Here is an 11041-nt window from a genome sequence, read left to right as displayed (position 1 = left end):
TCATTTACCTGAAACAGTCATACATCTACAGTCTATGCTGGAGAGCGACCATGACCAACAAAGCGCAATACACTTTCAAGATCGAAGGCTTCACGCCTGAAACGATGCCCTTTGGGCGTCTGATCGATTATTATGCGCAACTCAAGCAAATGCTCGGCCTTCCCGAGCATTTGCACTTGGTCAGAATTTTCGAGAGCAGCCATGGAACCTGCTTGGCGGTAGACGGAGAAGCACGAAAGCGTGTTGACGAACGCTTGCTCAAGATCAGAAACGGTAGCGCACCGAAGACCGCGCTCCGTGCTCGAGATCAGATTAACTACATGCTGCAGGAAGACGGCACGAGTGGAGAGTTCTTCGGGCCCGATGGTGGGAACATCATACCATTCCCTGGAACGCGAGCGGACGAAGACGTAATCTATAGTATCTGCGACCAAGCCGTGTTTTCCGGCGAGGTCTACCACATCGCTGTATACAAGGATGAAGTGAAACTTCGGGTCGCCACAGACGCCTTCGGCGTGGTTTTCTGTGTCGCACCGAGAATAATGGGTGTCGCGCTGAGGGCGTTCCTTGACGAGCGGCTGCAGATAACCGGGCGCGGGACCTGGAAGCGCACGAGTGACGGTGCTTGGACGGTCAACGACGTGACGATCACTGATTACCAGCCCGTTCAGAGAAGTCTCCGAGAGACCGTCGACAAGTTGCGAGCGCTTGAAATGGACTGGCCAGAAGATGTGCTTGGCGAGATCGATCGCATTGAGGAACGAGGTAGCCAGTTCCATTGATAGTAGCGCTTGACAACACCTTCCTGACACTGCTGCTGAACCCGAGGTCCGAGCCACGTCTTGGACCGAGCGGTCAGCCGACCGCGTTTTGGAAGGAACGGGTCGATGCCATGATCGACACACACTCCGCTAGAGGTGACACGATACTCATCCCGACCCCGTGCCTCTCCGAAGTTTTGATGGCGGTGGCAAGCGTCAACAAGGCCATTACCGTCATCAAGGAATCGACCTCAATGCAGATCGCGCCCTTCGACGCGAAGGCGGCTATCGAACTCGGGATCGAAAGTGCGAAAGCTCGGAAGGCCGGCGACAAGAAAAGCGGCAGCAATGAGGACTGGCAGAAGGTAAAGTTTGATCGTCAGATTTCGATCATCGCCAAGACTGCGGGCGCCGAGATCTTCTACACCGACGACAACAACCAGACCCACTTCTCCAAGTTGATCGGTCTGAAGGTGATCCACACTTGGGAACTTCCTTTGCCCAACAAGATTGCTGAGCCAAATTTCTTCGACGACCCGACGTAGTCTATCCTAGTCCTTGATGTCTATGAGAAGAAACCTCCGGCATCTGGCTCGTTTACCCTCACAACAAATCCTCCTCCTCCCCCGTCACATCCACCCCCATGGCCTCCAACCCGGCCTCAAGGTTCTCGGCCAGATGCGGCATGCCGGTCAGGTAGTCCGATGTGGGCGTGGTGGCCTGGGTATAGGCGGTGGTCAGGGCCTCGGCGTAATCCTCCGGCTCGAAGGCCCCGCGCCCGACCCAGGCAAGCGCGGTCAGGTGGGCCTTCTCATCCTCGTTCAGGTTTTCGATGAAGGCGTGCAGCTCGGCCGCGGCGACCGGGCCTTCGCGGTGCTGAAAGATGATCTGGACAACTTTGGATGCGCTGATCTGCAACATGGTCATTCCTCCTGCCCCCATGCTGCGCCTGGGCGGCACCATGTGCAAGCCCGGGGACAATCGGGCCGGAAAACCGGGGTCCACGGGCGCCTGTCAGGTCAGGCGCCCGCGTCATGCTGTGTGCCATACGTCAGCCATACGCTGGCCAGACGCAAATCATACCCCGTTTATTCCGCCGCCTCGGCATAGCTTTCCACTGGCGGGCAGGTGCAGATCAGGTTGCGGTCGCCGTACACATTGTCGACCCGGCCCACCGGCGGCCAGTATTTGTCCACCCGGAACGCCCCGGGCGGAAAGCACCCGGCCTCGCGGCTGTACTTGCGGTCCCAGTCTGCCACAAGGTCGTTCACCGTATGGGGCGCGTGGCGCAAGGGACTGTCTTCGCTGGAGATTTCGCCATTCTCCACCGCACGGATTTCGTCGCGGATCGCCAGAAGTGCTGTGATGAAGCGGTCAATCTCCGCCTTGGTCTCACTCTCGGTCGGCTCCACCATCAGCGTGCCAGAGACTGGCCAAGACATTGTGGGTGCGTGAAAACCGTTGTCTATCAAGCGCTTGGCGATATCGTCAACCGTCACGCCCACCTCCGCAAAGGCGCGGGTATCCAGAATGCACTCATGCGCCACCCGCCCCTTGTTGCCCATGAACAGGATCGGATAAGCCCCCACCAGCCGCGCGGCGATATAATTGGCGTTCAGGATCGCAACCCGCGTCGCCTGCGTCAGCCCCTCACCCCCCATCATCAAGCAATAAGCCCATGAAATCAGCAAGATAGAGGCAGAGCCATAGGGTGCCGCCGACACTGGCCCTTCCGCCCCGCCGGTCTCCACATGCCCGGGAAGATAGGGCGCCAGATGCGCCCCCACCCCGATCGGCCCCATGCCCGGACCGCCGCCACCATGCGGAATGGCAAAGGTCTTGTGCAGGTTCAGGTGGCTGACATCGCCGCCGATCTTGCCGGGTTTGACCAGCCCCACCAGCGCATTCATGTTCGCCCCGTCGATATAGACCTGTCCCCCGTGATCATGCGTGATCTGGCACACGTCGCGTACGGTTTCTTCAAACACACCATGGGTAGAGGGATAGGTGATCATACAGGCCGCCAGCCGGTCACCCGCCGCAGCCGCCTTGGCCCGGAAATCCTCCACATCAATGTCGCCATTGGGCGCGGTCTTGACCACGACCACCTCCATCCCCACCATCTGCGCGGAGGCCGGGTTGGTGCCATGTGCGCTGGTCGGGATCAGACAGACCTTGCGCTGCGTATCACCACGCGCGCGGTGATAGGCCTGAATGGTCAACAGCCCCGCATATTCGCCCTGCGCGCCGGAATTGGGCTGCATCGACATCGCGTCATAGCCGGTGATCTCGCACAGCTTGGCCGCCAGATCGTCAATCGCCTCCTTGTAGCCAAGGGCTTGATCTGCCGGAGCAAAAGGGTGAAGCGAGCCGAATTCCGGCCAGGTGATCGGCATCATCTCCGCCGCCGCGTTCAGCTTCATCGTGCACGACCCCAGCGGAATCATCGCCCGGTCCAGCGCCAGATCGCGGTCGGACAACCGGCGCATGTAGCGCATCATTTCCGACTCCGCCCGGTTCATATGGAACACCGGATGGGTCAGATATTCGGTCTTCCGCACCATGGCTTCGGGAAAGCCAAGCTGCGCCCGGTGCGGCGGCACCCCCTCAATGCCAAAGGCGCGCAGGATGCGCACCAGCACCCGTTCATCCGTGGTCTCATCCAGCGCAATGCCCACCCGGTCGGTCCCGATCTTGCGGAAGTTCAGCCCTTCATGCCGGGCCGCAGCAAGAATGCCGGTCTGGCCCACGCCAACCTCGACCGTGATGGTGTCAAAAAAGGCGGCGGGTGAAACCTTGGCTCCGGCGGCTTTGAGGGCGCGGGCCAGCCGGTTGGCCCCGAAATGCACCCGTTCGGCAATGGCGCGCAGGCCCAGCGGGCCGTGGAACACGGCATACATCGACGCCATCACCGCCAGCAGCGCCTGCGCGGTACAAACGTTTGACGTGGCCTTTTCGCGCCGGATATGCTGTTCGCGCGTTTGCAGCGACAGGCGATAGGCCTTGTTCCCGCGCGAGTCGATCGACACGCCGACGATCCGCCCCGGCATCGACCGTTTCAGCTCATCCCGGCAGGACATGAAGGCGGCATGCGGGCCACCATAGCCCATCGGCACGCCAAAGCGCTGCGCGGACCCCACCGCGATGTCAGCCCCCATCGCACCCGGTTCTTTCAGCATGCACAGCGCCAGAAGATCTGTTGCCACGATGGCCAAGGCTTTTGCCCCGTGCAGCGCGGCAATCTGATCCGTGAAATCCGTCACATGGCCATAGGTGCCCGGATATTGGAAGATCGCGGCGAACACGGCGGACGGGTCCAGCTTGGCCGGATCGCCGATGATGACCTCGATCCCCAGCGGTTCGGCGCGGGTCTGGATCACGCCGATGGTCTGCGGGTGACAGTTGCGGTCAACGAAAAAGCCGCGCGCCTTGGATTTGGCAGAGCGTTCGGCCATGGTCATCGCCTCTGCCGCCGCTGTTGCCTCGTCCAGCAAGGATGCGTTGGCCACCGGAAGGCCGGTCAGATCGGCCACCATGGTCTGGTAGTTCAGCAAAGCCTCCAGCCGGCCTTGGGCAATCTCGGGCTGATAGGGGGTATAGGCGGTGTACCAGGCCGGGTTTTCCAGAATGTTGCGCTGAATGGCCGGGGGCGTCACCGTGCCATAATAGCCCTGCCCGATCAGGCTGGTCATCACCGTGTTACGCTTGCCGACGGCGCGCATCTTGTCCAAAAGTTCATGTTCGGCCAGCGGGGCCCAGGACAAGGGCGTGTTCTGGCGGATCGATTTTGGCACCGTCTCGTCAATCAGCGCGTCGAGCGTGGGCACCCCCACCACCTGCAACATTGCCTCCATCTCGGCGGGTGAGGGGCCGATGTGGCGGCGGTTGGCGAAATCATATGGGTTATAGGCGACGGGGGTATAGGTCATGGCTTGCCTGCAAATATCAGCGCGCGGGCGGGCGCAGGATAGCGCCCACCGTCTGTTATCAAAGCGGGGACGGATCAGCCGATGAAATCGGCGTATTCGTCTTCGTCCATGTAATCGTCAAGAGCGGCCAGATCGTCGATCTTCATCTTGAAGAACCAGGCCTCGCCGGTCGGGTCTTCGTTCACCAGCGCCGGTTTATCGACCAGTTTCACGTTGACCTCGACAATCTCGCCATCCAGCGGAGCCAGAATGTCAGACGCGGCCTTGACGCTTTCGATCACGCAGACCTCATCGCCCTCGGCCACCATGGTCTCGGTTTCGGGCAGTTCCACGAAAACCACATCGCCCAGCTGGGTGGCGGCGTGTTCGGTGATGCCAACGACGACCAGATCGCCCTCGACCCGCATCCATTCGTGTTCCTTGGTGTATTTCATCGCAAAGCCTCAGCGTTTGTAGGTTGTAGGGTGAAAGGGAAGCGGGGTTACGGTGACGGCCATGCGCTTGCCGCGCACCTCGCCTTCCAGCGCCGTGCCTGGGGTGGCGTGGCTGGCCGCGACATAGCCCATGGCAATGGGGGCCTGCACCGAGGGGCCAAAGCCGCCCGAGGTGACCTCGCCCAGCGGTGTGCCGTCGGGGTCAAAGAGCCGCGTGCCCTCGCGCATCGGGGCGCGGGTCTGCGGCAACAGGCCGACGCGCAGGCGGTCCGGCCCGTGGTCAAGCTGGTGCAGGATTCGCTCTGCCCCCGGAAAGCCGCCAGAGCGGCCCCCCCCCGCGCGGCGCACCTTCTGGATCGCCCAGGTCAGCCCCGCCTCGACCGGGGTCGTGGTGGTGTCGATGTCATTTCCATAAAGGCACAGCCCCGCCTCCAGCCGCAGGCTGTCACGCGCGCCAAGGCCGATCGGCATCACGCCTTCGGTGCCCAGAAGCGCGCTGGCAAGATCCCTCGCCCCGGCCTCTGGCACCGAGATTTCAAATCCGTCCTCACCGGTGTAACCCGACCTGCTGATCCAGAGCGGGCCAAAAGCACTGTCAAACACCCGCACATCCATGAAACGCATTTCGGCCACACCCGGCACCCATGCGGCAAGCGCGGCTTCGGCCAAGGGCCCTTGCAGCGCCAGCAGGGCGCGGTCGGTGACAGGCTCGACCGTTGCCACACCGGACAGATGGGCCTGCATATGGGCAACATCGGCTGCCTTGCAGGCGGCGTTGACCACAACAAACAGATGGTCGCCGCGATTGGCGAACATCAGGTCATCCAGAATGCCGCCGGTCTCGGTGGTGAACAGGCCATAGCGCTGGCGGCCTTCGGCCAACCCCGCCACATCCACCGGCATCATCGCCTCGAATGCCGCAACCAGCGCGGCCATATCCGCCTTGGGCCGCAGGATGACCTGCCCCATGTGGCTGACATCGAACAATCCGGCGGCGGACCGGGTGTGCAGATGTTCGGTCATCACGCCCGCAGGATATTGCACCGGCATGTCATAACCCGCAAAGGGCACCATCTTGCCGCCCAGGGACACATGCAGATCATGCAGGACAAGCCGTTTCAGGTCAGAGGTGTTCAGGTCGGTCATTCCGCCCCCATATCTTCCGCCGGATGACAGACTCCGGCACCGTTCGGACAGACTGATCCCTGCCCTGCGATGCCCCCTCTGTCCATGCCCTGTCTTTCGACGATCAGGCGCCTGAGATCGTTATCCCTTCGGCGGGCCGACCCATCGCAGGGTTGGCCACTCTCCAGAGTTCCGGTGCCAGAAACGGTCCCTTGCGCCTGAGAGTTTACCGGGGCGGTTGCTCCTTCGGCACCGGAGGCCGTGCTTGCACGCGGCACCCGGATTCTCCCGATCCTGACATGGCTGATCTAGCGCGGCCCCGCGCCCGCTGGCAAGGGGGAAAACGGAAGCGACCTGTCGGGCCGCAAAAACGACCGACAGGCCGCCTAGCCCCTGTGCACATCGCCGCTGGCATCGCTCTGCCGGTCGATCACCCGGAACACCAGCCAGAGCGAGAGGATGCCAAAGATCACCCCACCAGCGGCCTGCCCGATCAGCACGCCCTCGGCGCCCCAGAGGCCCGCAAACCACAGCGCAAAAGGGACGGTGCCCAGCGTGTGGCGGCCCCAGTTCAACAGGGTCGACAGGAACGGGCGGCCAAGATTGTTGCAGGCGGCGTTCGAGAGGAACAGCAGCCCGTTGAAGAAAAACAACAGACACAGCGGTCCGCAGAACAGGAACACCAGATCGCGTGTGACACCTTGCGCCTGGAACAGATCGGCAATCGGACCGCGCAGCACAAACAACACCAGCGTGACCAGACTGATCACCACGGCCGTGAAGAAGACCGCGTCCCAGACGGTGCGCCGCACCCGGTCCATCCGTCCCGCCCCGGCATTCTGGCCGACGATCGGCCCGACGGCACCGGCCAAGGCAAAGATCACGCCCAGGGCCACCGGTGTCAGCCGGCCCGTGATCGCCATGCCTGCCACCGCCGCCTCGCCATAAGGGGCGATCATCCGGGTGACAAAGGCCTGCCCGACCGGGGTCGCCACCTGGGTCAGCACCGCCGATCCGGCAATGCCCGCCATCGCGCGGATGTCTTCGGCCAGTCCCGCCGCGGTCACCCGGGCAAACCCGCCATGCCACCGCCACAACAGCCAAAGCGCCATCCCCGCAATCACCAGCCGCGACAGGTTGGCCGCCCAGGCCGCCCCCGACAGGCCCCAGCCAAAGCCAAAGATCAGGATCGGGTCGGCTATGGCCAGCACGACCGCGCCCCAGACGGTGACCATCATCGCCCGCCGCGCATCGCCATGGCTGCGCAGCACGCCGGTTCCGGTGATGCCCAGCATCAGGAAGGGCTGCCCCAGCATCGACAGGCTCAGGTAGTGCACCGTCGCCTCGGCGGTCGGCCCTGTCGCCCCCAGCAAGCCCACGATCGGCCCCAAGAGCGCCCAGACAAGCGCCGTGAAGCCAACCCCCAGTCCCAGACCCAGCAGCAGCCCATTGGTCGCCCGCCGCCGGGCCAGCATGGCATCCCGCTGCCCCAGTGCCCGCGCGACGACGGCGGATACCGCGATGGACAGGCCGATGCCGAAGCTGGTGGTAAAGAACAGCACCGCCCCTGCATAGCCCACCGCCGCCGTGGCCACGGGGTCCTGCAGCCACGAAATATACAGGATGTTGATCAGGTCGACGCTGAAAATCGCCATCAGCCCGACGGAGGATGTGAGCGACATCACCACCACATGCCGCATCAGGCTGCCGGTCAGAAACCGTGGCGGCACCCCTGCTGTCCCGGCCGCCGCATCTCCATCCCCACTCATTCCCGCACCGTTCTTGGTCATTATCTGTTCTTAAATATCCTGGGGGTCCGGGGGCAAAGCCCCCGGGGGCATGCCACAGGCCCAACCGGCCGAGCACCTGCGCCTAGCGCTCTGTCAGCTTCAGTTCGATCCGCCGGTTCTGCTGCCGCGCGGATTCGGTATCGCCCAATTCTACCGGTCGGTACTCTCCGAACCCGGTTGCGGCAAGCCTGTCCGGCGGGAAGCCCAGATTGTCCTGCATGAAACGCACGACCGACAGGGCGCGCGCCTGGCTCAATTCCCAATTGTCGGCAAACGCGCCCAAGCCTGACAGCGGCACGTTGTCCGTATGGCCATCGACGCGGACGATCCAGTCGATCCCATCGGGAATATCGGCCCGCACCTCGTTGAGGATCTCGACCACCCCGGCAATCTGCGCCCGGCCTTCAGGGGCCAGATCGGCGGCACCGGCCTGAAACAGCACCTCGCTGGAAAACACAAACCGGTCACCGACCACGCGCACGCCTTCACGCCCGGCCAAGAGGCGGCTGAGCTGCCCGAAGAACTCGCTGCGGAAGCGTTCCAGATCGGCATTCTCCGCCTCCAGACGCAGGCGTTCCGCCTCTTCCAACGCGGCGCGGCGACGCTGTTCAGAGGCCACCTGCGCCAAGGCTGCATTCAGTTGTGTCCCCAAAGCGTCAAGCTGCACCTGCGCGGCGGCATCCTTTTCCTGCGCTTCATTCAGCACGGCCTGCAGGCTGCCCAGCTGCCCCCGCAGGGCCGCAAGCTGTTCGTTCAGCAAGGCCACGCGCTGCGCTTCGGCAAGTGTCTTTGCCTGCTCCTCGCTCAGCGCCCGTTCTGCCGCCGCCAGGGCAGCCGCGCGCTGATCCACGGTCTGCGCGGCCTGCGCCGCCTTGGTCTGCGCGGCGGCTAGCAGCAACAAGGTGTCCTCGGCCCGCTTGCGCTGTTCCTCCAGCGCCAAAGTCATCGCGGCCATCGCCTCATCCGACCCTGCCATCCGCGCCCGCAAGGCCTCCAGCGCGGCGGCATCCACCAGCCGCGCGGCTTCGGCCTCGGAAACGGCGGTCTGCGCGGCTGTCAGTGCCGCCGCATCCTCGGCCGCCTTGGACCGCAGATCGGCGACCAGCGCTTCCAGTGCCTCACGCTGGGCAGCGGCAAGGCGTGCCGCTTCGGCCTCTGCATCAACCTCTTCCCGCGCCCGCGCCAAGGCCAGTTGCAGCGCGTCGCGTTCGGTTAGCATGGCGGCGCGCGCGGCCTCGAGTTCCTCGTTACTGACCGTCAGATCAGCCACTTGCCCGCGCGCCGCATCGCGTTCGGCCAGCAGGGTCGCAGCCTGCGCTTCGAAACTTGCCACGCGCGCCTGCGCCGATTGCAGATCGGCCTCAGCCGTCGCCAACCGTCCGGTCAGCCCGGCCACAAGCGCCGCCTGCCGCGCGCCTTCGGCCTCGCTTGCGGCAAGGTCTGACCGCAGAGTGCCGACCTCGGCCTGCAAGTCACCGACACGGTCGCGCTCCAACCCCAAGGCATCGGCCAGGGCCGCGATCTGGTCGGTCAGGGAATTCAGCTCGCCATCCTGCGTGCTGATGGTTTCCTGCAGCACCGATTGCATGACGGTGAAAATCGTCAGGACGAACATCAGCACCATCACCAGAGTGGTGACGGCATCAACAAAGCCCGGCCAGATGATCGACGCGTCCCGCCGCCGCGACAGGCCCATGGCTTACCGCCCCACACCCGTGCGCGACAACTGCCGGACCGCCGCCGTCAGGGCCGAAAGCTCGCCGCGCAGATCCGCCACACTTTCCTGACGCCCCGCCGAAATTTCCTCCAGAATGCGCAGCATCTGCACATCGATGGACCGCAGCCGCATCCGGGATTCGGCATCGACCTGTGCGCTGCTGTCGGGCCCGGTCAGCGCCGCGATCAGCTGCTGTTGCCCGTCGGCAATGCGCTGCAGAACGGCTGTCTGACCCGCCTCTTCCTGCATCCGCTGCGTCAGCGCCCCGATGGCAAGCGACAGGTCAGCCAGGCGCTGGTCAAAGGCATCGCGGCCGGCATCGGATTGCGCCTGAAGACCTTGCAAGCCTTCCAACTGGCTGACCATCTGATCCAGCACCATGGCGACCGCGCCGCCATCGGCATCACCCTCGGCCTCGCCGCTGGAGTAACCCAGACGGGTGATCGACGACAGCCACTCTTCCAGCTCGCGGTAAAACCGGTTCTGGCCATGGCCCGCAAAAAGTTCCAGCAGCCCCACCACCAAAGATCCGGCCAACCCCAGCAACGAAGAGGAAAACGCCGTGCCCATGCCGCCAAGCTGCGCTTCGAGCCCGGTCATCAGCTTGGCAAAGACGGCGGAGCCATCCTCGCCCGGCTGGGGCGACAGCGAGCGGATGGTCTCCACAATCGCGGGCACCGAGGTTGCCAGACCGTAAAACGTTCCCAGAAGACCCAGGAAAATCAGAAGGTTGCTGAGATAACGCGTGATATCGCGCGCTTCGTCGATGCGGGTGGCCACCGACTCGAGGATCGACCGCGAGCTGGAAGAGGAGATCTGCATCTGCTGCCCGCGCGTGCGCAGCAAAGAGGCCAGCGGGGCCAACAGACGCGGCGCCCGATGGGTCTCGGCTGCGGGGCCGTCACCGACGAAATCCTCGATCCAGCTGACCGACTGGATCAGGATCAGGACCTGCCAGAAGCAGGTGAACACACCCAGCACAAAGACAAAGGCGATAAACCCGTTCAGCCAAAGGTTTGACCGGAACACCTCGGCGACCTGACCATGAATCAGCCATGCCCCAGCAGCCACCAGACCGATGATCACCAGCATGGTCACAATCTGCTGAATTGGCTGTGTAAATGTCGCGACCCTGCGCTCTCGCACAGGGCGGCGATCTCCGGTCTGGTCCCCGGTTCTGGTCTGTTGCATCAGACGCTGCCCGCCCGTTTGTTCTGCCCTATACGCATAGGTTACGCCACGAAAGCCTTGGTGCCAAAGAAATTCTCCGTGTTTTTAGGGTATC

General features: G+C 63.5%; 9 protein-coding genes and 1 riboswitch. Of the genes, 2 read left to right on the top strand and 7 right to left on the bottom strand.

All coding sequences use genetic code 11. The annotated features are described in order from the left end of the window. Nucleotides 1-50: 50 nt before the first annotated feature. Nucleotides 51-782, top strand: a complete 732-nt coding sequence (locus CXR43_RS03375) for a hypothetical protein (RefSeq protein WP_103332595.1) — start codon at nucleotides 51-53, stop codon at nucleotides 780-782. Nucleotides 783-892: 110 nt separating this feature from the next. After that, nucleotides 893-1306, top strand: a complete 414-nt coding sequence (locus CXR43_RS03370; protein WP_146036459.1) for a type II toxin-antitoxin system VapC family toxin — start codon at nucleotides 893-895, stop codon at nucleotides 1304-1306. A 58-nt stretch (nucleotides 1307-1364) separates the two neighbouring features. Here the strand turns inward: CXR43_RS03370 and CXR43_RS03365 are convergent, their stop codons facing one another. The 7 genes from CXR43_RS03365 to CXR43_RS03335 form a co-directional block, all read right to left on the bottom strand. Then, nucleotides 1365-1682: a DUF3775 domain-containing protein gene (locus tag CXR43_RS03365; protein WP_103332804.1), complete on the bottom strand. Its 318-nt coding sequence runs from the start codon at nucleotides 1680-1682 to the stop codon at nucleotides 1365-1367. 167 nt (nucleotides 1683-1849) lie between these two features. Further along, complete coding sequence (gene gcvP, locus CXR43_RS03360) at nucleotides 1850-4690, bottom strand: aminomethyl-transferring glycine dehydrogenase (RefSeq protein ID WP_103332593.1); 2841 nt, start codon at nucleotides 4688-4690, stop codon at nucleotides 1850-1852. A gap of 74 nt (nucleotides 4691-4764) precedes the next feature. Continuing rightward, the gene (gene gcvH, locus CXR43_RS03355; protein ID WP_103332592.1) at nucleotides 4765-5124 is read right to left on the bottom strand and encodes a glycine cleavage system protein GcvH; all 360 of its coding nucleotides are present in this window, start codon (nucleotides 5122-5124) and stop codon (nucleotides 4765-4767) included. A 9-nt stretch (nucleotides 5125-5133) separates the two neighbouring features. Then, nucleotides 5134-6270: a glycine cleavage system aminomethyltransferase GcvT gene (gene gcvT, locus CXR43_RS03350; RefSeq protein WP_103332591.1), complete on the bottom strand. Its 1137-nt coding sequence runs from the start codon at nucleotides 6268-6270 to the stop codon at nucleotides 5134-5136. A 174-nt stretch (nucleotides 6271-6444) separates the two neighbouring features. Further along, nucleotides 6445-6550, bottom strand: a riboswitch (glycine riboswitch). Nucleotides 6551-6635: 85 nt separating this feature from the next. Continuing rightward, the gene (locus CXR43_RS03345) at nucleotides 6636-8018 is read right to left on the bottom strand and encodes an MATE family efflux transporter (protein ID WP_103332590.1); all 1383 of its coding nucleotides are present in this window, start codon (nucleotides 8016-8018) and stop codon (nucleotides 6636-6638) included. A 103-nt stretch (nucleotides 8019-8121) separates the two neighbouring features. Further along, the gene (locus tag CXR43_RS03340; RefSeq protein WP_103332589.1) at nucleotides 8122-9735 is read right to left on the bottom strand and encodes a peptidoglycan -binding protein; all 1614 of its coding nucleotides are present in this window, start codon (nucleotides 9733-9735) and stop codon (nucleotides 8122-8124) included. 3 nt (nucleotides 9736-9738) lie between these two features. After that, nucleotides 9739-10848: a biopolymer transporter ExbB gene (locus CXR43_RS03335; protein ID WP_246831261.1), complete on the bottom strand. Its 1110-nt coding sequence runs from the start codon at nucleotides 10846-10848 to the stop codon at nucleotides 9739-9741. Nucleotides 10849-11041 lie beyond the last annotated feature (193 nt).

It is taken from the genome of Pseudotabrizicola formosa (assembly GCF_002900965.1).
In the GTDB taxonomy this organism is placed as follows: domain Bacteria; phylum Pseudomonadota; class Alphaproteobacteria; order Rhodobacterales; family Rhodobacteraceae; genus Pseudotabrizicola; species Pseudotabrizicola formosa.
The sequence above is the reverse complement of the archived record's forward strand: the minus strand, read 5'-3'. Positions and strand labels throughout refer to the sequence as shown.